Consider the following 24787-nt stretch of genomic DNA (forward strand, 5'->3'; position numbering starts at 1 on the left):
AAGTCAGATATGTAAAAACAAGTAAGCCAATCCGGGTGATATTTCGAGGGACGGAATCCGACGCCGCAAGGGCGCGCGGGCCCTCAGCCGGTCTTGAGCAGGTCGCGCAGCCAGGCGGCGGCGGTGGCCAGGGAGACCGGGCTCTGACCGGATTGGGCGGCCTGGTCGAAGCGGGCCTGCATGGCCAGGTCCAGGGCGCCGCGGCGGGCGGCGTCCAGGCTGGCGGGCGCCACGCCGGCGTCGCTACAGGCTTGCTGGAAGGCAGGCGCGCCGTTGCTGGCCGACAGGGCCAGGCGCGTCAGGAAGTCGACGCCGGAAAGGGCGTCGCGAGAGGTTTGCGCCATGTCCAGCGCCAGCGTGACGGTGCGCGCGGACAGTGGCTTGCCGGGATTCGGTTCCAGGCCCAGTTCACGCGACACCGCGCTGGCGATGCCCTGGCCGTAGCTGTGCGCCAGGGCCTGCGCGAACATCGCGGTGGTGTCGACATTGGGCGCGACCCACGCCACGCTGCGGCCGCCGGGCGTGGTGCCCATGCCCAACACCCGCAGTGTTTCGCCCGCGATGTCGACGTAGATGTCCTGGCCGCTCTGCGCCGCCTGGGCGAAGGCGTCGAGAGAGACGAACGGCGAGGAAGGGGTAACCGATGAGATTGTCATGCAGCCAATAAATCCGGCGTGTCCGATATCGGGCCCATAGGAGATTCAACAGCCCCTGTGATTGAGTAACCCGAGTAGCGCTTTGGTTCCATCGCCACGACACGTAGGCGGATTTTATGCCATTGTGAGATTTCCGGCCGCCGGCGGGAAACAGGGCGCCACCACCACGGCATTGCCGTCAGGCCGTCACTGCGCTTCGTAGACCTCGTCGGCCGCCAGCAGGATGTCCACCGGCGGGTCGAAACCGATGACCCGCGCGGTCTGCAGATTCAAGGCGATCTTGGCGGGATCGATCCAGACCTGGCTCAGTTCGCGCGCCTTGGCGCCGTTGAAGATGCGCGCCATGGTTTCCGCGTAGAACAGACCCACGTACGAGTAGTCGGCCTGGGCCAGGCTCAGCAGCAGCCCGTGCTTGACCTCCTCCGAGCCCAGCATCGAGAAGCTCGGCACGCGGGCCTGGCGCAGGATCTCGGCGACCGTGTCGATCGACGCGGGCGTCACGCCGCGATGCACGGTGACGTAGGCGGCGTCGATCTGCGGCGCCAGCCTGGCATAGCACTCGAGCGCGTTGCGGGTGGCGGCCTCCTGCGCAATGCCGTTGGACGGCGCATTGCAGGTGAGCACCTTGAAACCCTGTTCGCGCGCCACCTGTTCGACGGCGTCGACCGCGCTGTAGGTGCGGCCCTCCGGGCTGTCCTCGTACACCAGCCCGAGGCGCTTGAACGGCACGATCTCGTGGAACAGCCGCACCTGGCGCTGATAGCGCTCGGGCTGGACGCGGGCATGCAGGTTGTCCAGGCCGCTATCCTGCGCCGAACGGGTGATGCGGGCGCCGACCGCGTCGCTGGTCGAGGCGACGATGGTGGGCACCGGCGCGCCCATCGCCGCCATGTCCTGGCCGGCCCAGGTGCCCATGGCGATGATCAGGTCGATGTCTTTCTTGCCTTCCAGCCGCTGCTTGATCGCCGCGCGCACCGCCGGCCGCTGGGCGGCGTCGAAGTTGCCGGGCTGCCACCAGGCGTCGCGCACGAATTCCAGCGTGTCGCTGCGGGCGTTGTCCGCCAGGTACTCCCACATCTGCCTGCCGTTCAGGCCGTCGGGAATGGCCGGCACGGTGATCCAGCCCAGCTTCTGCAAGCCGTCGACCGTGACGCGCAGCGTGCGCGGATATTCGCTGTAGTCGCCGCTTTCGAAATAGCCGATGCGCCATTTCCCGCCATCGGGGCGCGCCACGGGCTTGGTGGGGAATACCTGCGGCGCGGCGGCCGCGGACGTGGCGGCCGTGGGGGACGGCGCCGCCCCGGCCTGGGCGTGGCTGGCGGCGGGCGCCAGCAGGGCCAGGCTCATCAAGAGGGTGGACAGCGATGTCTTCATGGGCGGCGGATCACGATCAAGGTGATGTCATCGGATTGTTCCGCGCCGTCGGCGAAGGCCTGCACGTCTTCCAGCAGACGCTTGGCCAGGCTGGCCGCCGGCACGGGAGGGTTGGACAGCACGGCCAGCAGGCGCGGGTCGCCGTACTGCGCATTCTGCGGATTCACGGCCTCGGTGATGCCGTCGGTATAGCCCACCAGCATTTCGCCGGGCGCCAGCACCGTCGACAGGCAGCGGTATTCCAGGTTTTCCTGCACGCCACAGGCCGGACCGCTGCGGCCTTCCAGCAGCCGCACCACGCCGTCGGCGCCGACCACCGCCGGCGGCAGGTGGCCGGCATTGGCCCACTTGAGTTCGCCCGTGGTCATGTCGAGCACGCCCACCAGCAGCGTGACGAACATCATGTTCGGGTTGTTCTCGGACAGGCGGTTGTTGATCTTCTGCATCATCAGCGCCGGGTCGGTCTCGTCCTCGGCGGTGGCGCGGATCAGGGTGCGCGTGACCGCCATGAACAACGCCGCCGGCACGCCCTTGTCCGACACGTCGCCGATGGCCAGGCACAGCCGGCCGTCGGGCAGCGTGAAGTAGTCGTACAGGTCGCCGCCCACTTCCTTGGCCGGCAGCATTACCGCGTTCAGGTCGATCTGTTCGCGCGTGATGGGCGACAACGGCACCGGCAGCAGGCCGAGCTGGATCGCGCGGGCAATGTTCAGTTCGCTTTCGAAGCGTTCGCGCGCGGTGGTCTCGCGCATCAGGCGGGCAATGTTCTCGCGCAGCTTGTGGTCCATGAACAGGAACGACGCCGCCAGCCGGCCGACTTCGTCCTTGTGTTTGTCGGGCAAGGCGGCGATGTGGGCCGGCACGCTCGACTGCGCGGTCAGGTCCTGTTCGGGCAGCAGGCGGGCATAGTGGGTCAGGGTTTCCAGCGGCCGCACGATGCGTGCCGCCACCAGCCAGGCGCACACCAGCGCCACCAGCATCATGCCCACGAAGATCAGCGCCTGCCGGTTCAGCAGCTCTTGCGCCGGCGCGGTGAGGTCGCTTTCGGGCACCACTGCCACCACGGTCCAGCCCAGCGGCGCGAAGCGCGCGCTGTCGATCTGCCAGGGGCCGTCGCCGCCCTCGAAGCGCAGGCTTTGCAGCTTGCCGCCAGCGTCCTGCCGCGCCAGCAGCGCGCGCAGGGTTGCACCGGCTTGGTCGGTGGCGTCCAGCAGGCCGGCGCGGGCCTCGGGCGGCGGCACAATCATGCGCCCGTCATCGGCCGCGATGAAGATGAAGCCCGACTGCGCCAGGGTCAGTTTCGACAGGGTGTCGCGCACCGAGTTTTCCAGCTGCGCGCGGCGCGTGTCGATCTGCTCGATCACGTCCTGGGCGCTGTCGGAAATGGCGAACACCCAGTTCCACGGCCGGAAATAGCCGAAATAGGCGTAGCGCGTTTCGCCATCGCCGCGCTGCGCGGACGGCGGCCAGCGGTAGATGGCGAAGCCGTAGCCCGAGGTGCGGCTTTCTTCCAGCAGCGCCTGCGCCAGCGGCCGGTTCTTGAAATCGGACAGCGTGGACAGGTCGCGGTCGATCATGTCGGGGTTGCCGCTGGCCAGCACCTGGAAGTCGGCGTCGTAGACGAAGGCGTAGCGGCGGTCGTCCAGCCGGAGGCGGTTGATCCAGGCGCGCGCCATGCCCTTGGCCGCGCCGGGCGTCACCAGGCCGCGCTCGGCCAGGTCGGCGTAGGCATTGAGCGCCGCCGCGACCACCGTGCCGCTTTGCATCAGCTGGCGTCGGCCGCTGCGCACGGTCGAGATCTTGTCGGCCAGCAGCGCGCCCCAGCGCGCCTCGGCGTCGCGCAACACCAGCTCCATCACGTTGCTGACGGCGTGGCGTTCGCTGTTCACCACCGTGCGCGTGACGTTGCGTTGCGACGTCAGCATCACGAATGCCGCCACCGCCAGAAGCAGCGCTACGACCAGTAGAAAAATCTTGCTACGGAGCGAGCGCAACGACATGGGGGCGATAGGGGGCGGGTGAGGTAAGGGCGTGAAATAAGATGCAATTTGCATTAATTGTAAATACCATTAGTGCCCGTGTGTAAATACTTTGCGGCGGCGTGGTCCCATGCGTAGCGAACCAATACAAATAGTGCTCGATGGGTTGCGTCGCCGCCCGGTACTGGAAGTCACTCTGGCCTGTCTGGCGGTGCTGCTGCTCGCACAGGCGCTGATCGGCGCGCTCAGCCTGTCCGCATTGAACCGGCTGGTGGTCGACACCACCGCCGATCGCGTCGAAGTGGTGGCGCGGCGCGTGGCCGGCAACATCGAAAACGGCCTGCGCCTGGGCAAGCCGCTGGAACAATTCTTCGGCCTGCGCGATACCTTGCGTGACGGCGTCGCGGGCTCGCGCGGCTTGCAGGGCGCGGCGGTGCTGCTGGCCGACGGCCAGGCCCTGGCGACGCAGGGTGAGCTGCCTGACGACGCGGCGCAGCTGGCGCGCACGCTGGACAGCGGCGGCGCCACGGCGGCCGGCTTGTCGCGGCGCGGCTCCGGCGCGCTGGTCGCGGTGGCCAACGATCGCGTTACCGTGGCCGTGCCACTGATCGCCGCGGGCGGCAAGGCGCTGGGCGCCGTGGTGCTGTCGGCGGCCAAGGACGGCGAGGCCAGCCGCCAGCTGATCATCGACAACCTGCAGGTGCTGCTGGTGGTGACGGTGCTGGTGGGGCTGGGCCTGGCCGCGGTCTTCAAGTACATCGTGCCGCTGACCTCGCTGGCCGCCGGCGGCCGGGCCCGTTTCGTGGTGCCGTTGCTGGCGCTGGTGCTGGCGCAGGGCGTCTACGCCGCCTACACCATTTCCACCTTCCGCAGCGGCTGGCTCGACGTGACGCGCAACAACGTCGGGCTGCTGGCCGAAGGCCTGCAACGCGACCTGAACCGGGTGCTCGGGTATGGCCTGGAGGTGGACCGGCTGCGCGGCGTGGACGCGCCATTCACGCGCCTGGCCGCCACCTTTCCGGCGGTGGCGCAGATCGAGCTGGCCGATCGCGATGGCCGCATCCTCTACGGGGCCGATGCGCGCGGTCCGCTTGATGTGTCGGGCCTGCCGCGGGCCCGTCCGCGGGCCGATGACCTGACGCTGGTGCTGCCGCTGGGCGCGGCGCTGGCCGACCCCCGCGCCCATGGCGACCTGGTGTTGCGCCTGTCGGGCGACGTGATTGCCGCCGGGGTGCGCGGCCGCGCGCTCGACGCGGTCACGGTGGTCGCGGTGGCCCTGGTGGCCGCGATCGAAATGCTGTTGCTGCTGGCGCTGTTGATGAACCGCGCCTTCGCCGCGCGCGCCACGCTGCCCGACGGCAGCCGTGTCGGCCCGGATGACGAGTCCGAGGTGGGCCGCATCGCGCGGCCCGTGATGTTCGGCTTCCTGTTCGCCTGGGCCTTGCCGCTGGGCTTTCTGCCGCTGTATGCGCGCAGCCTGCCGACGGGCGGTCTCGAATTGCCGGCCAACCTGCTGCTGGCCTTGCCGATCTCGGTGGAAATGGGCTGCGGCCTGTTGACCTCGCTGCTGGCCGGCCGCCTGACCGACCGCAAGGGCTGGCAGGTGCCGGTGCTGGCGGGCCTGGGCGTGTCGGCCGCCGGCATGCTGGCGTGCGCGGCCGCCGCCAACCTGCTGATGTTCAGCGCCGCGCGCGGCCTGGTGGGCCTGGGTTATGGCCTGACCTGGATGGGCCTGCAGGGCTTCATCGTGACCCGCAGCCCGCCGCAATATCGCGGCCGCAACATGACTGGCGTGATCGCCGGCCTGTTCGCGGGGCACCTGTCCGGCGCGGCGGTCGGCGCAATGCTGATGGAGCAGGTCGGCTTTCGCGCGGTGTTCGCGGTGGGCGCCGTGATGCTGGCGATGCCGCTGGCCGGCGTGCTGATCCTGATGCGCCCCTACATGGACCGCGGCCGCAAGCTGGCCGCGCAGGCCGCTGGGCGCGCCCGCGCCCATCTTTCGGATACCTTGAAACTGCTGTTCACGCGCGACTTCGGCCTGCTGCTGGTGGGCAGCGTGATTCCGTTCTCGATCGCGCAGGTGGGCCTGTTGTCGTTCGCGTTGCCGCTGTACCTGGAGGCCGAGGGCGTGGCCGCGTCCAGCATCGGCCGCGTGTTGATGATCTATGGCCTGTGTGTGATTTACGTCGGGCCGCTGATGGGCCGGGTGGTGGATCGCAGCCGCATCAAGAAAAGCTGGATCGTGCTGGGCGGGCTGGTGGGCAGCCTTGGCATGCTGGGGCTGTACTTCAACAGCGGCCTGCTGGCCGCCGCCGCCGCGGTGCTACTGCTGGCGCTGGCCAGTTGCTTTGCCGGCGCTTCGCAATCGCCCTACATGCTGGCCTTGCCGCAGGTGCAGCGCTACGGCGCGGCGGGCGCCACCAGCGTCATGCGCGCCGCCGACAAGCTCGGGCAGATGGCGGGCCCGCTGGTGGTCGGCGCCATGTTCGGCGCGGCCGGCATGGGCGCGGGCCTGGCCGCGACCGGTGTGATCTATCTGGGCGCTACGCTGTTGTTCCTGCTGTTCGCGCCGGCCAGGCCGCGCCAGGACTCGGCCTGAACGGCCGCGGGCGGTGCGCGCCGCCGCGGTGCGGAGTGTGGCGCCGCGGTGCGGGGGCGCCGTCATTCAGCGCGCCGGACTCGCGCCCGCCAACGCCACCGGCACGCGTGCGCTCAGGCCCGTGAGCAATTGGGCGGCGATGGTGCCCGCGGCCATCGCCACTTCCTCGACCGGCAGGCCATCCGCGCCCCACAGGGTCACGGGCGCGCCGATTGCGGCGTGTGGCACGGGGCCCAGGTCCACCGCCATCATGTCCATCGAGACGCGCCCCAGCAGACGCGTGCGCACGCCGGCCACCACCACCGGCGTGCCGGTGGGCGCATGGCGCGGATAGCCATCGGCGTAGCCGCAGGTGACGATGCCCACGTCCATGCCGGTGGGCGCCAGGAAGGCGCCGCTGTAGCCCACGCCCGCGCCGGCCTGCACGCGCTGGATGCCCACCACCTGCGAGTGCAGCGACATCGCCGGCAGCAGGCCGAGCTGCGCGGCGCCGCGGTCGGCGAACGGGCTGGCGCCATACAGCGCCAGGCCGGGGCGTACCCATTGGGTGGTTGCCGCGCGCGCCGCATGGCCCAGCACGGCGGCGGAATTGCTGGTGGAAACGGGGCCCGGCAGGCCGTCGATGAGGGCGCGAAAGCGCGCGTCGGCGTGATCCACGCCATCGGCTTCGTCGGCGCGCGCATAGTGGTTCAGGTGGCCGACTTCGCCCACCACGCCACGCGCGGCCAGCGCGCGCGCCAGTTCGAACGCGGCGTGATAGTCCTCGGCGCTGAAACCGGTGTGGTGGATATCGCCGGCAAAACGCAGCCAGATCGCCGGCCGCTCGGCCGCCGGCGCTTGCGCCAGCCAGTGCAGTTGCGTGAGATGGGTGATGACCAGGTGCAGTTGCGGCGTGTCCAGCAACAGCGTGTCGGCCGGCGAATACAGGCCGCCATAGACCAGCACGGGGCCTTTCCAGCCCAGCCGGCGGCAGGTGCGCGCTTCGTCCAGGTGCAGCACCGCGAGGCCGTCGGCGCCGCGCAACGCCGGCAGCACCCTTGCCAGGCCATGGCCGTAGGCATCGGCCTTGACCGTGGCCCACAGCCGGGGCGCGCCGGTGGCGGGCAGCGCCGCGCGCAGGCGGGCGAGGTTGTGGGCCACGGCAGCCGCGTCGACGCGGGCATACAAGGGGCGGGCAAGCAATCCTTCTGGACGATAGGGAGCGTTCACGGGCGGCATCTGGGCGAGGGCTGCGCGCAACCGGCGCGCAGTCTATGCATGAGTGACAGAGGACCGGGTTTTGTTCGGTACTTTCTGTCTATGCATTGCAAGTTGTCGATAGCGCGTCTTCATTGGACGCGCCGGTGAAGTCACGCGGCGCGCATCACGAGCGTCAGGCGGTTCTCGTTGCCGTCGCGCGTGTAGCGCAGGTCGTGCAGATAGTGCTGCATCAGCCGCACGCCGTGGCCGCCGATTTCGGCGTCATCGAGCGAAGTGGCCAATGGGGGAGGCGGGGTCAGGGTGGGATCGTACGGCCGGCCATTGTCGATTATCTCCAGCGAGATCCACGCGTCGTCCTGGCGGCAGGCCAGGCGGACATGGGCGGGACCGGGGGTGAGCAGGGGATCGTCGAAGGCATAGGAAACGATGTTCGTCAGCGCTTCGTCCAGGCTCAAGGACAGACCAAAACTCAGCTTCGGCGACCAGCCCTCGCGCTCGGCAATGGCCTCGAGCCATTCGATGGCGGAAGCGACGGCGCGGGCGTCGGGGACGAGATCAAGCGTATCGGACTGAGAGGGCATGGTTGCCTTGCGTTCAGGGGTACACGTGCAGGTGGAAGTATGCACGATTGCGGCCGGCAGGCGTATCGGCAGACGTATCGGCAGGCTATGGCGCGCGCGTTTTGAAGTTTGCGTTTGGCCGCGCCGGCGCCTCGCGTATCATCTCGGCATCGCGCCGCCGCCCGCAAGCGCCGGGATCCGGGGCGCCGGTCAATTTCCGGGAACCACTATGAATCTCGCAATCGAGAAAGTCGGGGAAGTGCTGGTTGTCTCGCCCGAAGGCCAGATCAACAGCGGCAACGCCGCGGGTATCGAGGCGGACCTGTTGTCGCATGTGGAAAAGGGCGAGCGCCGCTTTGTGCTCGATATGTCGAACCTGAACTACATCTCCAGCGCCGGGCTGCGCGTGGTGCTGGTGCTGGCCAAGCGGCTCAAGCAGGGGGCGGGCGCGCTGGCGTTGTGCGCGATGCAGCCGCACGTGCGAGAAGTGTTCGACATCAGCGGTTTCCTGGCCATCCTGACGGTGGTCGACACGCGCCAGGAAGCGGTCGCCAAGGTCGCCTGAAGCGGCGCGCGCCCTGGGTGGGCGCGCAGGCCGCCTCACGGCTTGCGGTTGTCGTGCGAGGTGTCGAGCAGATCGTCCTCGGGCGTGATGACGCCGGGATCGCCCGGCGCCTCGATGGCGCGGCCCTGCCGCGGCATGCCTGCCACCGTGGGACTCTGGTCGGGCATCGGCAGGATACCGGTGCCCTTGCGGGGATCGACGGCGGGGGCCTTGTCGGCGGCCGGCTCCGGCTTGCTCGTGGCGGAGGAATCGATGACGGTTTTCAGCATGATGACGTCTCCGGTTGCGGGCGTCCCAGGATGGCGACGCGCCGGGTATTCCTCCCCATCTTAGGGCCGCTGGCGGCGCGCGGCGCCGTTTGCGTTGTCACGTTTGCAAGGGGCTGTTGCAGGGCCCGGCCCTTATAATGCCGAGCGCGTCGCGGTGCCGCCAAACAGGGCGCGCCCGGTGGCTCGCGACCTTGCCTCACGGCGCCCGGTTCCCCTCATTTCCAGCCATCTACCTTGACCGAATCCGTCGAACGCTCTGTCCATGCCGAACTCGTTGCCGTCCTGGTCGCCGTCACCAACGGCGAACCGCGCGTCCTGACGACCGAAGACGCGCGGGCCTTGCCGGCGGGGCCGTTCGAACTGTCGCACCGATCGCTGCAGGCCGGCCTGCGCGCGTGGGTCGAGGCGCAGACGCACCATCCGCTCGGCTACGTCGAGCAGCTCTACACGTTCGCCGACGGCGATCGCTCCGATGAGTCGGGCGCGCGCGTCATGTCGGTCAGCTACCTGGGCTTGACGCGCGAAGCCGGCGAGACCGGCGTGGCGCAGGTCGGCTGGCAGGATTGGTATCGCTATTTCCCCTGGGAAGACCGGCGCGCGGACACGCCGGCGCTGGTGGACGAGCTGATCGTGCCGCGCCTGCGGGCCTGGTGCGACGCCGCCGCCGATGCCGCCACGCGCAGCCGCCGTGGCCAGCGCGTCGCCATCACCTTCGGGCTCGAAGGCGCGGCCTGGAACGAAGACATGGTGCTGCAACGCTACGAACTGCTGTTCGAGGCCGGCCTGGTGCCCGAGGCCGCGCGGCGCCAGCCGGACGCGCGCGCCGCGCCGTTGCCGGGCGAGCCGATGCGCCACGACCATCGCCGCATCCTGGCCACCGGCATCGCGCGCCTGCGCGCCAAGATCAAGTACCGGCCGGTGGTGTTCGAACTGATGCCGGCGCAATTCACCCTGCTGCAGCTGCAGCAGGCGGTCGAAGCCTTGGCGGGGCGCGGCCTGCACAAGCAGAACTTCCGCCGCCTGATCGAGCAGCAGGCGCTGGTCGAAGAGACCGGCGAAATGGCGACGGGCACGGCGGGCCGGCCCGCCAAATTGTTCCGCTTCCGCCGCGACGTGCTGCTGGAGCGCGCCATCGCGGGCAGCAAGCTGCCGCTGTCGCGCAGCCTGTGACGCTTGACAAGGCCATATACTCATCTTTAGCATAAGTGCATGCGCAATTGGTGCGCGCCTTTTTTTAATCACAAAATACTCAAAATGAGCATTAATGCTGAAGCGCCTGCCGCCCGTTTGGCCGTTCCCTCCCTGCCGGATGTCATGCTGGAGCCGCTGGTGCGCGCGGCCCTGCTCGAAGACCTGGGACGGGCCGGAGACCTGACCACCGACGCCATCGTGCCCGCCGACGCGGTGGCGCAGACCCGCCTGGTGGCGCGCCAGGAAGGCGTGCTGGCCGGCCTGGACCTGGCGCGCCTGGCGTTCCGCGCGCTCGACCCCGCCATCGAGTTCCGCGTGGCGCGGCGCGATGGCGCCGAGCTCGCACCCGGCACCGAAATCGCGACCGTGCGGGGCAATGCCCGCGCCATGCTCAGCGCCGAACGGGTGGCCCTGAACTTTCTCTGCCACCTCAGCGGCGTGGCCACGGCCACGGCCTCGATCGCCCGCGCCATCGCCGGCTACGGCGCCCGTGTCACCTGCACCCGCAAGACCCTGCCGGGCCTGCGCGCGGTGCAGAAGTACGCGGTGCGCGTGGGCGGCGGCAGCAACCACCGCTACGGTCTGGACGATGCCGTGCTGATCAAGGACAACCACATCGCCCTGGCCGGCGACGTGGAGACGGCGGTGCGGCGGGCCCGCGCCGGCGTCGGCCACATGGTCAGGATCGAGCTGGAAGTGGACACCCTGGCGCAACTGGAAACCGCGTTGGCCCTGGGCGTGGACGTGGTGCTGCTGGACAACATGAGCCTGGACGAATTGCGCCAGGCGGTTGCCATGGCGCGAGGCCGCGCCGTCACCGAAGCCTCCGGCCGCATCACGCCCGAAACCGCCGCCGAAGTGGCCGCCACCGGCGTCGACCAGATCGCGGTGGGTTGGCTGACCCATAGCGCCAAGGTGCTGGATATCGGCCTGGACGCCTGAGACCGGCCGTCTGTCACGGACACGCATCATGAAACGCGCGCTTCGATTTTCCCCGCTACTGCTGGCCCTGGCGCTGGGCGCCTGCGGCAACCCGCCTTCGGGCGACGCGCCGGCGGACGCGACCTATCCGACCCGCCCGGTCACCATCGTGGTGACATTTCCGCCCGGCGGCGGCACCGACCTGTTGGCGCGACGCCTGGGAGCCAGCCTGCAGGAACAGTTCGGCCAGCCGGTGGTGGTCGAGAACCGGCCGGGCGCCAGCGGCAACATCGGCGCCCGCATCGTCGCCGAATCGCCGCCCGACGGCTATACGCTGCTGATGGTCAACAGTTCGTTCGCCATCAATCCCGGGGTCTACCGCAACCTGGGCTTTGCGCCCAGGCGCGATTTCGCGGCGGTGATCAATGTGGCCTTCGTGCCGTCCGTATTCGTGGTGCCGGCGGCGTCGCCGCTGCGCACGCTGGATGACGCGCTCAACGCCGCGCGGCCCGAGCGGCCGCTGGCGTTCGCCTCGTGCGGCAATGGCACGCCGCAGCACCTGGCCGGTGAAATGCTGGCGCGAGCCAGCGGCGCATCGTTGCAGCACGTGCCCTACAAGGGTTGCGGGCCGGCCCTGACCGACGTCGCGTCCGGTCAGGTCGGGGTGGGCGTGGTCACCGCTTCCAGTGCCGCGCCCCTGATCGCCGCGGGCAGATTGCGCGCGCTGGCGGTCACGTCGCCGCAGCGCTCGCCCCTGTTGCCGGCGGTGCCGACGGTGGCCGAGCAGGGCGTGAGCGGCTACGCGCTGGACCAGTGGCACGGCCTGCTGGCGCCGGCCGCCACGCCGCCGGCGGTGGTGGCCAAGCTGAATGCCACGCTGACGCGCATCATGTCGCGGCCCGACGTGCAGGCGGCGCTGCGCGAACAGGGTTTCACGCCCGCGACCAGTTCGCCGCGCGCGTTCCAGGACATGATCAATGCCGACATCGACCGCTATACGGCGCTGACCAATGCGATCGGATTGCGCGCCGACTGACGGGCAAGAGAAATGGCGGGGCAGGCGGCCTGGCCGCTTGGCCCGTCCCGCGTCGAGGCGAGGCGGCGCCGTCAGGCGGCCGCGCGCGCGTGTTGTTCCAACTGTTCCTTCAGGCCCGGCTGCAGCTTGAGCTGGCGCGCCAGTTCGTCCAGGTAGGCGCGTTCCATGTAGCTCTCCTCGTCCACCACCAGCAGGCTGGCCAGGTACATCTCGGCCGCCATCTCCGGCGTCCTGGCCGATTGCGCGATCTGGGCGGGATCGAGCGGACGCGCCAGTTCGGCCTCGAGCCAGCGCTGGTCCTGCGCGTCGCCGGACAGCTTGGCCATCTCGGTTTCCAGCAGCGAACGTTCTTCCGGCCCGATATGGCCGTCGGCCTTGGCCGCGCCGATCATCGCGGTCAGCACCGCGCTGCTGTGCTGCTCGGCCTCGGGGGGCGGCAGGCGATCCAGCGTCTGCGGCGGCGCGGCGGGCGCGCCGGCCTGATTGCGCTGCCAGTCGCCGTAGGCGCGGTAGGCCAGGGCGCCAAGCGCGGCCATCCCGCCGTACATGGCGACCTTGCCGCCGATCTTGCGGGCCTTCTTGCTGCCCAGCAGCAGCCCCAGCGCGCCGGCGCCCAGGGCGCCGCCGCCCAGGCCGGTCAGGAACGAGCCCCCCTTGCCGCCGGTGGCGGTCTGCACTTTCGAACCGGCGTCGGCCAACAGGCCCTGGCCGGATTGCAGCAATTGGTCTAGAAGTTGTCTGGCGCTCATGCGGGTTTCCTGGTGAATGCAATCCTCTTGCGGACAGGAATATGCGACCGCCATCGCCGCAGGAAGTTCAGCTTACAGTCAGAAATGGATGTTGCGCCGGACCGGGGCGGCGGCGTCGGATGCTACAACCTGGGGTGGGGCGGCCATGCGCGCCGCCCGCAACGCGAGGAATTCCGCCCATGACTATCCACGTGCGCCAGAACGCGCCCAAGACCCTGCAATTCACCGCCACGGCCGAAGGCCACGACTTGCCGCTGGACATGCCGCAGCCGCAAGGCGCCGGCCCCGATCCGCACGATTACTTCGACACGGCGCTGGGCGGCTGCAAGGCCATGACGTTGATGGTCTACGCGCAGCGCAAGGGGCTGCCGCTGGAATCGGTGGGGGTGGACGTGGTGCGCGATGCCAGTGAGGAACGCAAGGGCGTCTATCGCCTGACCGCCAAGCTGACGCTGCATGGCGAACTGTCGGACGCGCAGATCGACGAATTGCTGGCCGTGGCCGAGAAATGCCCGATCCACAAGCTGATGACGGCGGTGGACGTGCAGGTATCCACGCTGATCGTGCGGCCGGCCTGAGGGATCGGCCCGCCGGGCGGATGAACCGCCTGGTGCGGGGAGGCGGCCGGGCAGGGCGCCCGGCCGGTCAGTCGAATTACTCTTCCATGCCCGGGACGATGGTCGAGAAACCGGCGTCCACGTGGGTGATTTCACCCGTGACGCCGGCGGCCAGGTCCGACAGCATGAACGCGGCGACGTTGCCGACGTCATCGATGGTGACGTTGCGGCGCAGCGGCGCCTGGGCCTCGACGAACTTCAGGATTGCCGAGAAGTCTTTGATGCCGCTGGCGGCCAGCGTCTTGATCGGGCCGGCCGAGATGCCGTTGGCGCGGATGCCGCGCGGGCCCAGCGCGGTGGCCAGGTAGCGCACGCTGGCTTCGAGCGAGGCCTTGGCCAGGCCCATGGTGTTGTAGTTGGGCACCACGCGTTCGGCGCCCAGGTAGGTCAGCGTCAGCACCGAGCCGTTGCGGCCTTCCATCAGCGGCAGCGCGGCCTTGGCCATGGCGGCGAAACTGTAGGCCGAGATGTCGTGGGCGATGCGGAAGCCTTCGCGCGACAGGCCGTCCAGGAAGTTGCCGGCGATGGCTTCGCGCGGGGCGAAACCGATCGAGTGCACCAGGCCGTCCAGGCCGTCCCAGCGCTTGGCCAGGTCGGTGAAGGTGGCTTCGATCTGGCTGTCTTCGGCGACGTCGCAGGGCAGCACGATGTCGCTGCCGAATTCGGCGGCGAATTCGGCCACGCGGTCCTTGAAGCGGTCACCGACGTAGGTGAAGGCCAGTTCGGCGCCCTGTTGGTGGCAGGCGCGCGCGATGCCGTAGGCGATGGAGCGGTTGGAAAGCACCCCGGTGACCAGGATGCGTTTGCCGGCGAGAAAGCCCATGTGTGATTCCTTTGATCTTTTACCTGCTGGAGACCGCCTATTTTAAGGAGTTTGGCGGTCTCGCGGACAAAACAGCGCGGCGCCCGGGTGGGCGCCGCTGCGAAAGACGGATCGGCGGAGAAATCAGCCGCGGGCGTTGGTGCCCGGCACGCGCAGCTGGGCGCCGATCTTGAGGGCGTTGCCCTTGAGGTTGTTCAGGGCGCGCAGCGCGTCCACCGAGGTGCCGTACTGCTTGGCCAGCGAGAACAGCGTATCGCCCTGGCGCACTTTGTGCGTGCGCACATTGGGGCGGGCGGCCGCGCCGCGCACGGCGGGGGCCGCGGCCTTGCCGCGCGGCGCCGGCGCCTTGCCGGTATTGACGGGGGCCGAATCCAGCGCGCCCACCGGCGCGGCCAGCGAGGCCAGTTGCACGCCGCCGGCGCCGGGGTCGCCCGGCACCAGCAATGACTGGCCGGAGGCCACCTTCTGGCGCGAGCCGATGTCGTTGGTCTCGCGCAGCTTGGCTTCGGTCACGCCGAAACGCTTGGCGATCGAGGCGTACGACTCGCCGCGGCGCGAGTGGTAGACCTTCCAGGCGCTCAGGTCGCCCTTGTAGTTGGTCAGGTTGGCGTTGAAGATCTCGACGCGGTCGGCCGGCAGCAGCAGCGTGGGGGCGTGGTCGCCGCGGATCACGGGCCGGTTGAACGACGGGTTCAGGGCCTTGAATTCGTCCAGCGGCATCTCGGCCAGCTTGGCGGCGATTTCCAGGTCGATGTCACTGTTCTTCTGCACCGTCACGAAGTACGGCGTGTTGCCGACCGGCGGCAGCGCCACCGCGTAGCGCTGCGGGTCGGCGATGATGTTCTTGATGGCCTGCAGCTTGGGCACGTAGTTGCGGGTCTCGTCCGGCATGTTCAGGGACAGGTAGTCCGTGGGCTGGCCGGCGGCCTCGTTCTTGGCCATGGCGCGCTGCACCGAGCCCTCGCCCCAGTTGTACGAGGCCAGCGCCAGGTACCAGTCGCCTTGCATTTCGAACAGCTTTTCCAGGTAGTCCAGCGCCGCGTTGGTCGAGGCGATGGGGTCGCGGCGCTCATCGCGCCACCAGTCCTGCTTCAGGTTGAAGTGCTGGCCGGTGGCCGGCACGAACTGCCACAGGCCCGAGGCCTGGGCGCGCGAGAGCGCGGTGGGGTTGTAGGCGCTTTCGACGAACGGCAGCAGCGCCAGCTCGGTCGGCAGGCCGCGGCGGTTGATCTCGTCGACGATGAAATATAGGTACTTGCCGGCACGCTCGGCCATGCGCTGCACCGCCTCGGGGTGGGACGCGTAGTAGTCGGTCCACTGCTGCGAGAGGTCGGTGTTCAGGTTGGGGATGGCGAAGCCGCGGCGGATGCGGTCCCAGGCGTCGACCGGCGGATTGGTCAGGTCGACCGTGCGGGACGTGTCGCGGGCGATGTAGCGCCCTTGGGAGTTGGTGGTGAGGTTCTTGCTGTCGTGGGATTTGGTTCCTGCGCAACCGGCGAGGACTGCCAGCAGAAGCGGCAGAAGGAGTCGGGAGAAATTCATCGGGCGGTCACTTGAAATCGTTCTTCCATTCACGAAGGGAGGCAAAAACCTCTACCGGCGTCGGGTGGTCGTGGCCGGCCCAGTTGCCTGCGGCGCGGACGACGTCAACTTGCTGCGTACGCAAAAACGGATTGGTCGCGCATTCCTGGCCGATGGTCGACGGAAGCGTGGGGAGACCTTCTGCGCGTAATTGCCGGGCCCGCTGATACCACTGTTGCAGGGTGCGGTTGGCGGGTTCGACCGCCGTGGCCCAGCGCAAGTTCGCTAGAGTGTACTCGTGTGCGCAAAAAACCTGTGTATCTGGCGGTAAAACGGAAAATTTTTCCAAGGAATCATACATTTGCGCGGGAGTGCCCTCGAAAAGCCGGCCACAGCCCCCGGCAAACAGGGTGTCGCCACAGAACAGCACAGGCTGTTTTCCCGCCGCCCGGCCGGTGTAGGCGATGTGGCCGGCGGTATGCCCCGGCACGTCCAGCACGGTCAGGTCCAGGTCCAGCTCCGGCAGCACCACGCGGTCGCCCTCGGCCAGCGGCACGTCGCAGCGCGGCAGCTTCTCGCGCGCCGGGCCATATACCGTGATGTCGCCGATGCGGGACAATTCAAGCACGCCGCCCACATGGTCGCCATGGTGGTGCGTGAGTAGAATGGCGCGCAGCTTCAGGTCTTCACGGGCCAGCCATTGCAGTACCGGCCCGGCTTCTCCCGGGTCGACCACGGCGGCCTGGCCGTCGCGGACGATGGCCCAGATATAGTTGTCGGTGAAGGCGGGCAGAGGCAAGACCGCGGCGTTGCGCTCGCGGCCGCCTGCGGGGGCGGTCAAGGCTTGCATGGGATTCGAAGGGATGAAAACGTGGCAGAAGAAACTCCGCCGATTGTAGAACTGGCCGAATGGTTCCAGACTCCGCCAGGGCAATACGCCCTGGCCTGGGAGCGCGCGCAGTTCGACGCGGCCGTGGCGGACGTCTTTGGATATTACGCCTGGCAGGTCGGCCTGGCCGACCTGAATCTGCTGCGCGCCAACCGCATGCCCTTCAAGGGCTATGTCGGCACTGAAACCCCCACGCCCGAGAACATCGCCGGTTGGCAGTCGCGCGTGGTGCTGGCCCAGCCCGAAGCGCTGCCGTTCGAATCGCAGAGCGTCGACCTGCTGATCCTGCCGCACGCTTTCGAATGCACCAGCGAGCCGCACAACGTGCTGCGCGAGGTCGAGCGGGTGCTGGTGCCGGAAGGGCGGGTGGTGATCTCCGGTTTCAATCCCTGGAGCATGTGGGGCGCGCGCACCCGCATGCCCGGCATGGAGCCCTGGCTGCCGCAGCCGCCGTCGTCGCAGGTCTCGCTGCCGCGCCTGAAGGACTGGTTCAAGCTGCTGTCGCTGGAAGTGGAGCAAAGCCATTTCGGCTGCTACGCGCCGGCCTGCCGCAGCGAGAAATGGCTGCAGCGCTGGGGATTCCTGGAATCGGCCGGCGCGCGCTGGTGGAGCCTGGGGGGCGCGGTCTACCTGGTGTCGGCCGTCAAGCGCGTGGCCGGCATGCGTATCATCGGCCCCGCCTGGAAAACCAAGCCCAAACGCGCCCGCGCCGCGTCGGTGGTGGTCAACCGCCAGGCCGGCGACGGCTTCGACCGCTCCTGAGCGGCGGGCCGGATTCATATCGAAAGAACAAGGACATACAAGCAGCACCATGCAGGACAACAACGCGAACGACCAGAAAGTGGAAATGTGGACCGACGGCGCCTGCAAGGGCAATCCCGGTCCGGGCGGCTGGGGCGTGTTGATGCGCGCCGGCGCGCACGAAAAGACCATGCACGGCGGCGAGGCCCAGACCACCAACAACCGCATGGAACTGCTGGCCGTGATCGAGGGTCTGCGCGCGCTCAAGCGTCCGTGCACGGTCACCATCCACACCGACTCCCAGTACGTCATGAAAGGCATGACCGAATGGCTGGCCAACTGGAAGCGGCGCGGCTGGATGACGGCCGACAAGAAGCCGGTCAAGAATGCCGAGCTGTGGCAGTCCCTGGACGAGCAGGTGCGGCGTCACACCGTGTCGTGGCGCTGGGTCCGCGGCCACGCCGGCGACCCCGGCAACGAGCGCGCCGACCAATTGGCCAACCAGGGCGTCGAGTCGGTCCGGCGCGCTTGAGCCACCCGCCGGGCGGCGCGGCGTGCCGCCTGGTGTCCGTCAATTGCTCCGCGTTTTCACCAATGCGGACGCGCGGGCGTGGCCGCCCGCATCGGGAAATACCCTGGGTCGGCTGGTTTAGTGCTTTCAGCGCGCTTCAGGATTGTTCCAGGTTGTAAATCCGGTGCTAAAGTGCCAACCCTTGATCCTGTTCCTGCGGCGCCGTCCCAGCGGCGGATGCCTGGCACGCGCCGCGATACCGCCACATTCGCATGAAAAAAGCTGCATTGCTGGCCGCCATCGCGGCAGGAGTGGCCGCGGGGGCCGCTCTGGGCGTATTCGTGCCGCGCTGGCTCGCGCCGGCCGCCACGCCGGCGGCCACCGCCGCCGCGCCCGCCAAACCCGTTTCCAAGGCGGCTCCAGTGCGGGTCGAAGTCTCCGCCGTCACGGAAATTCCGTTCGCCCGCGGTCTGTCGGCGGTGGGCAGCCTGCGCTCGGATGAGGCCGTGATGCTGCGGCCCGAAGTGGCCGGCCGCATCCAGTCGATCGAATTCAAGGAAGGGCAGCCGGTCCAGCGCGGCCAGGCGCTGATCCGCCTGGACGATTCCGTGCCGCGCGCCGAACTGGCGCAGGCGCGCGCCAACCTGGCGCTGGCGCAGAGCCACTATCGCCGCGCCGTGGCGCTGCAGGCCAAGGGCTTCGTCAGCCAGCAGGCGCGCGACGAATCGGCCAGCACGCTCAAGGTGCAGGAAGCCGCGGTGGCGCTGGCGCAGGCGCGCCTGGACAAGATGACCATCAGCGCGCCCTTCGCCGGTTTTGCCGGCTTGCGCAGCGTGTCGGTGGGCGACTACGTCAACCAGGGCCAGGACCTGGCGCCGCTGGAGGCGATCGACCCGCTCAAGGTGGATTTCCGCGTGCCCGAGATGTATCTGAGCAAGGTCGGCGTGGGCCAGCAGCTCACGCTGCGGCTGGACGCCTTGCCCGGCCAGGAACGCCCCGGCCTGGTGTATGCCGTCAGTCCGCTGGTCGACGCGGGCGGGCGCTCCATCCTGCTGCGCGCCACCGTGGCCAACGCCGATTCGCTGCTGCGCCCGGGCATGTTCGCGCGGGTGCAACTGCTGTTCAACCAGGACAAGGCGCTGGTCGCGCCCGAGGCGGCGTTGTCGCCGTCCGGCGAGACGCAGTACGTGTACCGGGTCAAGGACGGCGTGGCCGAGCGCCGCGAAGTCACCATCGGCGAGCGCCGCGAAGGCAAGGTCGAGATCCTGACGGGCGTGGCGGCCGGCGACCAGTTGGTGGTGTCGGGGCTGCAGCGCGTCACCGATGGCGGCGCCGTGCAGGTCGTGAACAACGGCGCCTGACGCCATCATTCCAGCGGACGGCGGCCCTTCATGCGTATCTCGGAAACCTGTATCAACCGGCCGGTGTTCGCGTCGGTGCTGTCGCTGGTCATCGTGCTGATCGGTCTGATCTCGTATTCGCGCCTGACGGTGCGCGAATATCCGAAGATCGACGAGCCCATCGTGTCGGTCGACACCACCTACAAGGGCGCCTCGCCCGAGGTGATCGAGTCGCAGGTGACCAAGCCGCTGGAGGACCAACTGGCGGGCATCGAGGGCGTGGACGTGATGACCTCACGCAGCCGCTCCGAGCGCAGCCTGATCAACATCAAGTTCAACCTGTCGCGCAATCCGGACGCGGCGGCGGCCGAGGTGCGCGACAAGGTCTCGCGCGCGCGCCGCTTCCTGCCCGACGAAATCGACGAGCCCATCATCGGCAAGGTCGAGGCCGATTCGCAGCCCATCATCTACATCGCGGTCGAGTCCGGCGCGTATTCGGCGATCCAGACTTCCGACTATATCAACCGCTACATCAAGACCCGCTTGTCGGTGCTGCCCGGCGCGGCCGAGGTGCGCGTGTTCGGCGAACGCCTGCCGTCCATGCGCATCTACGTGGACCGCGACAAGCTGGCCGCCTACGGCCTGACGGTGCAGGACGTGGAGTCGGCGCTGCGCAGCCAGAACGTGGAGATCCCGGCCGGCCGCATCGAGTCGCGGGCGCGCGAGTTCTCGGTGGTGTCGTCCACCGACCTGCAGACGCCGGCGCAGTTCGAGAACGTCATCGTCGCCAACGTCAAGGGCTATCCGGTGCGGCTGCGCGACGTCTCCAAGGTCGAGATCGGCGCGGCCAACGACCGCATCCTGTCGCGCTTCAACGGCAAGCCGGCCATCAACATCGGCGTGACGCGCCAGTCCACCGCCAACCCGCTGGAGCTGTCCAAGGCCGCGCGCGAGGAAGTGGCGCGCCTGAACGAGAACCTGCCCGCGGGCATGAAGCTGACCATCGCCTACGACTCGTCGGTGTTCATCGAACGCTCCATCGACTCGGTGTTCCACACCATTGGCGAAGCCATCATCCTGGTGGTGCTGGTGATCTTCTTCTTCCTGCGCAACCTGCGCGCCAGCATCATTCCCATCGTCACCATTCCGGTGTCGCTGGTGGGCGCCTGCGCGCTGATGTACCTGTTCGGCTTCTCGATCAATACGCTGACGCTGCTGGCCATGGTGCTGGCCATCGGCCTGGTGGTGGACGACGCCATCGTGGTGCTGGAGAACATCTACCGCCACATCGAGGACGGCATGTCGCGCAAGGAAGCGGCGCTGCGCGGCTCGCGCGAGATCGGCTTTGCCGTGGTGGCCATGACCATGACCCTGGTGACGGTGTACGCGCCTCTGGCGTTCGCCACCGGCCGCACCGGGCGGCTGTTCATCGAGTTTGCGCTGGCGCTGGCCGGCGCGGTGCTGGTGTCCGGCTTCGTGGCGCTGACGCTGACGCCCATGATGTGTTCGGTGCTGCTGCGCCACCAGAGCAGCCACAGCCGTTGGTACAACCTGATCGAAGGCTGGCTCAACGCCATGAGCAACGGCTACCGGCGGGCGCTGGCGCTGTCGCTGCGCCATCGCTGGGTGGTGGTGGCGATCGGCCTGGCGGTCGCGGCCGGCAGCGGCGTGTTGTTCAAGGTGGTCAAGAGCGAGCTGGCCCCGGTCGAGGACCGCGGCGTGGTGTTCGGCATCGTCAGCTCGCCGGAAGGCGCGACGCTGAACTACACCCTCGACAGCATGCTCGGCATCGAGCAGTTCTACGCCGCCATTCCCGAGGCCAGCGGCAGCCAGGTCACGGTGGGCTTTCCCACGGTGACCGACGGCACCGCCATCCTGCGCCTCAAACCCTGGGAAGAACGCGGCCGCCGCCAGCAGGCCATCACCCAGGAGCTGCAGCCGCTGTTCTCGTCGCTGCCGGGCGTGCGGGCGTTCCCCACCAATCCGCCGTCGCTGGGCCAGTCGGCGCGTTCCAAGCCGGTCGAGTTCATCATCATGAGCCAGGCCTCGTACGCGGAGCTGTCGCGCCTGACCGAAGTGTTCCTGGCGGAGCTGCGCAAGTATCCCGGCCTGCTCAACCTGGAGACCGACCTGCGCCTGAACACGCCCGAGCTGCGGGTGCGGGTGGACCGCGACAAGATGGCCGACGTCGGCGCCAACGTCGACACCGTGGGCCGCACCCTCGAATCGATGCTGGGCGGGCGCCAGGTGACCCGCTACAAGGACCAGGGCGAGCAATACGACGTGATCGTGCAGGTCACGCCGCGCGACCGCGCCACGCCCACGGATATTTCCGGCATCCACGTGCGGGCGCGCGACGGCAGCATGGTGCAGCTGGACAACCTGGTGGCCGTGCACGAAGGCGTGTCGCCGCAGTCGCTGAACCACTTCAACCGCCTGCGCGCGGTCAAGATCGACGCCGCCGTGGCCCCCGGCTACGCGCTGGGCGAGGTGCTGGCCCACATGCACCAGGTGGCGCGCGAAGTGCTGCCCAACACGGTCGTGACCGATCTGGACGGCCAGTCGCGCGAATTCCGCGATTCGTCGGGCAGCATCTACCTGGTGTTCGCCATGGCGCTGGCCTTCATCTACCTGGTGCTGGCCGCGCAGTTCGAGAGCTGGCGCAACCCGTTCATCATCATGCTGTCGGTGCCGCTGTCCATGACCGGCGCGCTGCTGGCGTTGTGGCTGACCGGCGGCACGCTGTCGATCTACAGCCAGATCGGCCTGATCACGCTGGTGGGCCTGATCACCAAGCACGGCATTCTGATCGTCGAATTCACCAACCAGCTGCGCGACGAGGGCAAGGCGCTATTCGAGGCCGTGACCGAGGCCAGCGTGCTGCGCCTGCGGCCGATTCTGATGACCACCGGCGCCATGGTGCTGGGCACCGTGCCGCTGGCGCTGTCCTCGGGCGCGGGCGCCGAATCGCGCCAGCAGATCGGCTGGGTCCTGGTGGGCGGCCTGATGCTGGGTACACTATTGACCTTGTTCGTCGTGCCGGTGGCCTACACCCTGATCGCCACCGCACGCAGGAAACCCGGCCCGGCCGGCAGCGCAGCGCATCCCCCGGCCGGCCCGGCGGATGGCCAGGCGCCGTCGGCGCCCGCGGCCCAAGCGTCGGAATAGCTTTATGCGCCAGATCATCTTTGACACTGAAACCACCGGGCTGGATCCCGCCCAGGGACACCGCATCGTCGAAATCGGCTGCGTCGAACTGGTCAACCGGATGGCCACCGGCAACAACCTGCACATCTACCTGAACCCGGATCGCGACAGCGACCCCGAGGCGCTGGCGGTGCACGGCCTGACCACCGAATTCCTGTCCGACAAGCCGCGCTTCGGCGACGTCGCCGACGAGTTCGTCAAGTTCATACAGGGCGCCGAGCTGATCGCGCACAACGCCGCGTTCGACGTGAAGTTCTTCAACGCCGAACTGGCCAAGACCGGCCGTGGCCCGATCACCGAGTACTGCGAAACGGTCACCGACTCGCTGCTGCACGCGCGCTCGCTGTTCCCGGGCAAGCGCAACTCGCTGGACGCGCTGTGCGACCGCTTCGGCATCTCCAATGCGCACCGGACGCTGCACGGCGCCTTGCTCGACTCGCAGTTGCTGGCGGAAGTCTGGCTGGCCATGACCCGCGGCCAGGACGCGCTGCTGATCGACGTCGACGACAACGACACGGGCGCGGGTGGCGGCGTGGTGCTGGCCAGGTTCGACGCCTCCGGCCTGCCGGTGGTCAAGGCCAGCGAGGCCGAACTGGCCGAGCACGAAACCTACCTGGCGGCGCTGGACAAGTCGGTGGGCGGCGAGTGCGTCTGGCGCAAGCTCGACGCGCCGGTGGCGGCCGCCTGAAAGTTTTTGCGGGGCGACTTGCACACTTTCAAAAAAGCGTGCTAATATTTCGCCTCTTTCGGGGTGGTTAGCTCAGTGGTAGAGCACTGCCTTCACACGGCAGGGGTCACTGGTTCGAACCCAGTACTACCCACCAAAGACCCTCGAAGCGCATCGCCAGGCTGAAAAGCGGGCAATCGTGATTCGAGATCGGTGTAAGCGTTTTGCGCCAAGCAAAAACGCCAAAAACCCGAACGACAATGAAGCCAACCTTAGCCGGTTGGCTTTTTTGTTTTGCGCGCGCCCTTGATATGCCGCAAGCGTCGCTTGCGGATTTGCGCGCCATCGTGCCCCGGGTTGTCTATGATGAAACCTGAAGTCGCAATTTCGGCAAAATTTTCGGCCAAAAAGCGCGGCCGGGTCGCTTACCGGGAGACCTTCATGCACCCCAGCACCAACACCATGTTGATCATCATCGTCACGGGCGTGGCGCTCATGCTGCTCGGGTTTGGACTGCGCGACCGCAATATCGGCATGGGGCTGATGGGCATCGGCCTTATCACGGCCATCGGCACCATCATCTACAAGGCGTACATCACGTTCTATTGACGCGGCCGGGCGCGCGGTCCCGCGCCATTCAGGCCTTGGGCGCGGCCAGTCGCGCCGCGCGCGCCAGCAGCGTGTCGAGCTGGTTGGCGAAGGCCTTGCGGTCCGCCTGGCTGAACGAAGCCGGTCCGCCCGTGTCCACGCCGCTCGCGCGCAATTCCTCCATCATGTCCCGCAGGGCCAGCCGTTCGCGGATGGTCTCCGGTGAATAGCGTTCACCGCGCGGGTTCAGCGCCATGGCGCCTTTTTCAAGTACCTGCGCGGCCAGCGGGATGTCGCCCGTGATCACCAGGTCGCCGGCCGCCGCGCGTTCGGCGATGTGAGCGTCGGCCACGTCGAAGCCGCGCGGCACCTGCACCGCGCGGATCAGCGGGGAGGGCGGCGTATGCAGCGCCTGATTCGCCACCAGGGTCAGGGGCACCTGCCAGCGCTGCGCGGCGCGGAACAGGATGTCCTTGATGACCCCGGGGCAGGCATCTGCGTCGACCCAGATATGCATCAGCCCAGGGCCTTCTGCAAGGCTTCGGCGATGATGTCGTTGGTGCTCAGGCCGCGCTCGGCGGCCGCCGCGCGCAACTGGTCCGCCTGGGCCTGCGACAGCTTCAGCGGAAACGGCACCAGGCCGGCGGCCTGGTCGAGCTTGCGCTGTTCACGGCGGTCGGGCACCTGCGAGGCGGCGCCGAAACGGTCGGGCGTGCCGGCTTGCTTGAGTTGGCCGGCCAGTTTCAGCGCCTGGTTCTTTTGCAGATCGAATTTGTTCATGGAT

Annotated in this window: 24 protein-coding genes and 1 tRNA gene; 13 read left to right on the forward strand and 12 right to left on the reverse strand. The window is 68.4% G+C overall.

Annotation, left to right across the window (positions count from 1 at the left end; genetic code table 11):
- Positions 1 to 83: 83 nt before the first annotated feature.
- The 3 genes from AruCF_RS02740 to AruCF_RS02750 form a co-directional block, all read right to left on the reverse strand.
- On the reverse strand, positions 84 to 656 hold the full coding sequence (locus AruCF_RS02740; protein WP_049071249.1) for a BspR family type III secretion system anti-sigma factor: 573 nt from the start codon (positions 654 to 656) through the stop codon (positions 84 to 86).
- A 186-nt stretch (positions 657 to 842) separates the two neighbouring features.
- Positions 843 to 2030, reverse strand: a complete 1188-nt coding sequence (locus AruCF_RS02745; protein ID WP_049071251.1) for an ABC transporter substrate-binding protein — start codon at positions 2028 to 2030, stop codon at positions 843 to 845.
- Complete coding sequence (locus tag AruCF_RS02750; protein WP_049071253.1) at positions 2027 to 4030, reverse strand: SpoIIE family protein phosphatase; 2004 nt, start codon at positions 4028 to 4030, stop codon at positions 2027 to 2029. The genes AruCF_RS02745 and AruCF_RS02750 overlap by 4 nt, the downstream gene beginning before the upstream one ends.
- 109 nt (positions 4031 to 4139) lie before the next feature.
- Here AruCF_RS02750 and AruCF_RS02755 point away from each other — a divergent pair, with 109 nt between their 5' ends.
- On the forward strand, positions 4140 to 6608 hold the full coding sequence (locus AruCF_RS02755) for an MFS transporter (protein WP_083036507.1): 2469 nt from the start codon (positions 4140 to 4142) through the stop codon (positions 6606 to 6608).
- Positions 6609 to 6674: 66 nt separating this feature from the next.
- Here the strand turns inward: AruCF_RS02755 and alr are convergent, their stop codons facing one another.
- Positions 6675 to 7826, reverse strand: a complete 1152-nt coding sequence (alr, locus tag AruCF_RS02760) for an alanine racemase (protein ID WP_049071257.1) — start codon at positions 7824 to 7826, stop codon at positions 6675 to 6677.
- Positions 7827 to 7957: 131 nt separating this feature from the next.
- Complete coding sequence (locus AruCF_RS02765) at positions 7958 to 8389, reverse strand: ATP-binding protein (protein WP_049071258.1); 432 nt, start codon at positions 8387 to 8389, stop codon at positions 7958 to 7960.
- A 208-nt stretch (positions 8390 to 8597) separates the two neighbouring features.
- Here AruCF_RS02765 and AruCF_RS02770 point away from each other — a divergent pair, with 208 nt between their 5' ends.
- A complete protein-coding gene (locus AruCF_RS02770; protein WP_049071260.1) occupies positions 8598 to 8933 on the forward strand; it encodes an STAS domain-containing protein in 336 nt (111 codons plus the stop codon).
- Between the two features lie 35 nt (positions 8934 to 8968).
- Here the strand turns inward: AruCF_RS02770 and AruCF_RS02775 are convergent, their stop codons facing one another.
- The gene (locus AruCF_RS02775) at positions 8969 to 9202 is read right to left on the reverse strand and encodes a hypothetical protein (RefSeq protein ID WP_049071263.1); all 234 of its coding nucleotides are present in this window, start codon (positions 9200 to 9202) and stop codon (positions 8969 to 8971) included.
- A gap of 234 nt (positions 9203 to 9436) precedes the next feature.
- Here AruCF_RS02775 and AruCF_RS02780 point away from each other — a divergent pair, with 234 nt between their 5' ends.
- From AruCF_RS02780 to AruCF_RS02790, 3 genes are all read left to right on the forward strand, one after another.
- A complete protein-coding gene (locus tag AruCF_RS02780) occupies positions 9437 to 10372 on the forward strand; it encodes an NUDIX hydrolase (protein ID WP_049071265.1) in 936 nt (311 codons plus the stop codon).
- Between the two features lie 84 nt (positions 10373 to 10456).
- Positions 10457 to 11335, forward strand: coding sequence for a carboxylating nicotinate-nucleotide diphosphorylase (gene nadC, locus AruCF_RS02785; protein WP_049071267.1), 879 nt, complete (start codon positions 10457 to 10459; stop codon positions 11333 to 11335).
- 28 nt (positions 11336 to 11363) lie between these two features.
- On the forward strand, positions 11364 to 12350 hold the full coding sequence (locus tag AruCF_RS02790; RefSeq protein ID WP_049071268.1) for a tripartite tricarboxylate transporter substrate binding protein: 987 nt from the start codon (positions 11364 to 11366) through the stop codon (positions 12348 to 12350).
- Between the two features lie 71 nt (positions 12351 to 12421).
- Here the strand turns inward: AruCF_RS02790 and AruCF_RS02795 are convergent, their stop codons facing one another.
- The gene (locus AruCF_RS02795; protein WP_049071270.1) at positions 12422 to 13099 is read right to left on the reverse strand and encodes a tellurite resistance TerB family protein; all 678 of its coding nucleotides are present in this window, start codon (positions 13097 to 13099) and stop codon (positions 12422 to 12424) included.
- Between the two features lie 179 nt (positions 13100 to 13278).
- On the opposite strand from AruCF_RS02795, the gene AruCF_RS02800 reads away from it, so the two are divergent.
- On the forward strand, positions 13279 to 13677 hold the full coding sequence (locus AruCF_RS02800; RefSeq protein WP_049071273.1) for an OsmC family protein: 399 nt from the start codon (positions 13279 to 13281) through the stop codon (positions 13675 to 13677).
- A gap of 76 nt (positions 13678 to 13753) precedes the next feature.
- On the opposite strand, the gene fabI is transcribed toward AruCF_RS02800, so the two are convergent.
- The 3 genes from fabI to gloB form a co-directional block, all read right to left on the reverse strand.
- On the reverse strand, positions 13754 to 14539 hold the full coding sequence (gene fabI / locus AruCF_RS02805; protein ID WP_006392868.1) for an enoyl-ACP reductase FabI: 786 nt from the start codon (positions 14537 to 14539) through the stop codon (positions 13754 to 13756).
- Between the two features lie 123 nt (positions 14540 to 14662).
- Entirely contained in the window at positions 14663 to 16081 is a 1419-nt protein-coding gene (locus AruCF_RS02810; RefSeq protein ID WP_063569692.1) for a transglycosylase SLT domain-containing protein, read from the reverse strand.
- A 7-nt stretch (positions 16082 to 16088) separates the two neighbouring features.
- Complete coding sequence (gene gloB / locus AruCF_RS02815) at positions 16089 to 16910, reverse strand: hydroxyacylglutathione hydrolase (RefSeq protein ID WP_049071277.1); 822 nt, start codon at positions 16908 to 16910, stop codon at positions 16089 to 16091.
- Between the two features lie 21 nt (positions 16911 to 16931).
- On the opposite strand from gloB, the gene AruCF_RS02820 reads away from it, so the two are divergent.
- From AruCF_RS02820 to AruCF_RS29000, 7 genes are all read left to right on the forward strand, one after another.
- Entirely contained in the window at positions 16932 to 17711 is a 780-nt protein-coding gene (locus tag AruCF_RS02820; RefSeq protein WP_049071278.1) for a class I SAM-dependent methyltransferase, read from the forward strand.
- 49 nt (positions 17712 to 17760) lie between these two features.
- The gene (gene rnhA / locus AruCF_RS02825) at positions 17761 to 18222 is read left to right on the forward strand and encodes a ribonuclease HI (protein WP_049071280.1); all 462 of its coding nucleotides are present in this window, start codon (positions 17761 to 17763) and stop codon (positions 18220 to 18222) included.
- Positions 18223 to 18473: 251 nt separating this feature from the next.
- A complete protein-coding gene (locus AruCF_RS02830; RefSeq protein WP_049071282.1) occupies positions 18474 to 19562 on the forward strand; it encodes an efflux RND transporter periplasmic adaptor subunit in 1089 nt (362 codons plus the stop codon).
- A 30-nt stretch (positions 19563 to 19592) separates the two neighbouring features.
- The gene (locus AruCF_RS02835; RefSeq protein WP_083036509.1) at positions 19593 to 22709 is read left to right on the forward strand and encodes an efflux RND transporter permease subunit; all 3117 of its coding nucleotides are present in this window, start codon (positions 19593 to 19595) and stop codon (positions 22707 to 22709) included.
- Positions 22710 to 22713: 4 nt separating this feature from the next.
- Complete coding sequence (gene dnaQ, locus AruCF_RS02840; RefSeq protein ID WP_049071285.1) at positions 22714 to 23436, forward strand: DNA polymerase III subunit epsilon; 723 nt, start codon at positions 22714 to 22716, stop codon at positions 23434 to 23436.
- 61 nt (positions 23437 to 23497) lie between these two features.
- Positions 23498 to 23572, forward strand: a tRNA-Val gene (locus AruCF_RS02845).
- Positions 23573 to 23856: 284 nt separating this feature from the next.
- Positions 23857 to 24024, forward strand: coding sequence for a hypothetical protein (locus AruCF_RS29000; RefSeq protein WP_006388695.1), 168 nt, complete (start codon positions 23857 to 23859; stop codon positions 24022 to 24024).
- Positions 24025 to 24052: 28 nt separating this feature from the next.
- On the opposite strand, the gene AruCF_RS02850 is transcribed toward AruCF_RS29000, so the two are convergent.
- Together AruCF_RS02850 and AruCF_RS02855 are read right to left on the reverse strand one after the other, a co-directional pair.
- Positions 24053 to 24520 carry a YaiI/YqxD family protein gene (locus tag AruCF_RS02850; protein WP_049071287.1) on the reverse strand — a complete coding sequence of 156 codons (468 nt, stop codon included), beginning with the start codon at positions 24518 to 24520 and terminating at the stop codon, positions 24053 to 24055.
- Entirely contained in the window at positions 24520 to 24783 is a 264-nt protein-coding gene (locus AruCF_RS02855) for a hypothetical protein (RefSeq protein ID WP_006388697.1), read from the reverse strand. The genes AruCF_RS02850 and AruCF_RS02855 overlap by 1 nt, the downstream gene beginning before the upstream one ends.
- Positions 24784 to 24787: the final 4 nt, after the last annotated feature.

The sequence above is a fragment of the Achromobacter ruhlandii genome, from assembly GCF_002082135.1.
In the GTDB taxonomy this organism is placed as follows: domain Bacteria; phylum Pseudomonadota; class Gammaproteobacteria; order Burkholderiales; family Burkholderiaceae_B; genus Achromobacter; species Achromobacter ruhlandii.

Coding starts and splice junctions, on each gene's coding strand:
- AruCF_RS02740 (WP_049071249.1), bottom strand. CDS start 656: ATGACAATCTCATCGGTTACCCCTTCCTCGCCGTTCGTCTCTCTCGAC.
- AruCF_RS02745 (WP_049071251.1), bottom strand. CDS start 2,030: ATGAAGACATCGCTGTCCACCCTCTTGATGAGCCTGGCCCTGCTGGCG.
- AruCF_RS02750 (WP_049071253.1), bottom strand. CDS start 4,030: ATGTCGTTGCGCTCGCTCCGTAGCAAGATTTTTCTACTGGTCGTAGCG.
- AruCF_RS02755 (WP_083036507.1), top strand. CDS start 4,140: ATGCGTAGCGAACCAATACAAATAGTGCTCGATGGGTTGCGTCGCCGC.
- alr (WP_049071257.1), bottom strand. CDS start 7,826: ATGCCGCCCGTGAACGCTCCCTATCGTCCAGAAGGATTGCTTGCCCGC.
- AruCF_RS02765 (WP_049071258.1), bottom strand. CDS start 8,389: ATGCCCTCTCAGTCCGATACGCTTGATCTCGTCCCCGACGCCCGCGCC.
- AruCF_RS02770 (WP_049071260.1), top strand. CDS start 8,598: ATGAATCTCGCAATCGAGAAAGTCGGGGAAGTGCTGGTTGTCTCGCCC.
- AruCF_RS02775 (WP_049071263.1), bottom strand. CDS start 9,202: ATGCTGAAAACCGTCATCGATTCCTCCGCCACGAGCAAGCCGGAGCCG.
- nadC (WP_049071267.1), top strand. CDS start 10,457: ATGAGCATTAATGCTGAAGCGCCTGCCGCCCGTTTGGCCGTTCCCTCC.
- AruCF_RS02790 (WP_049071268.1), top strand. CDS start 11,364: ATGAAACGCGCGCTTCGATTTTCCCCGCTACTGCTGGCCCTGGCGCTG.
- AruCF_RS02795 (WP_049071270.1), bottom strand. CDS start 13,099: ATGAGCGCCAGACAACTTCTAGACCAATTGCTGCAATCCGGCCAGGGC.
- AruCF_RS02800 (WP_049071273.1), top strand. CDS start 13,279: ATGACTATCCACGTGCGCCAGAACGCGCCCAAGACCCTGCAATTCACC.
- fabI (WP_006392868.1), bottom strand. CDS start 14,539: ATGGGCTTTCTCGCCGGCAAACGCATCCTGGTCACCGGGGTGCTTTCC.
- AruCF_RS02810 (WP_063569692.1), bottom strand. CDS start 16,081: ATGAATTTCTCCCGACTCCTTCTGCCGCTTCTGCTGGCAGTCCTCGCC.
- gloB (WP_049071277.1), bottom strand. CDS start 16,910: ATGCAAGCCTTGACCGCCCCCGCAGGCGGCCGCGAGCGCAACGCCGCG.
- rnhA (WP_049071280.1), top strand. CDS start 17,761: ATGCAGGACAACAACGCGAACGACCAGAAAGTGGAAATGTGGACCGAC.
- AruCF_RS02830 (WP_049071282.1), top strand. CDS start 18,474: ATGAAAAAAGCTGCATTGCTGGCCGCCATCGCGGCAGGAGTGGCCGCG.
- AruCF_RS02835 (WP_083036509.1), top strand. CDS start 19,593: ATGCGTATCTCGGAAACCTGTATCAACCGGCCGGTGTTCGCGTCGGTG.
- dnaQ (WP_049071285.1), top strand. CDS start 22,714: ATGCGCCAGATCATCTTTGACACTGAAACCACCGGGCTGGATCCCGCC.
- AruCF_RS29000 (WP_006388695.1), top strand. CDS start 23,857: ATGCACCCCAGCACCAACACCATGTTGATCATCATCGTCACGGGCGTG.
- AruCF_RS02850 (WP_049071287.1), bottom strand. CDS start 24,520: ATGCATATCTGGGTCGACGCAGATGCCTGCCCCGGGGTCATCAAGGAC.
- AruCF_RS02855 (WP_006388697.1), bottom strand. CDS start 24,783: ATGAACAAATTCGATCTGCAAAAGAACCAGGCGCTGAAACTGGCCGGC.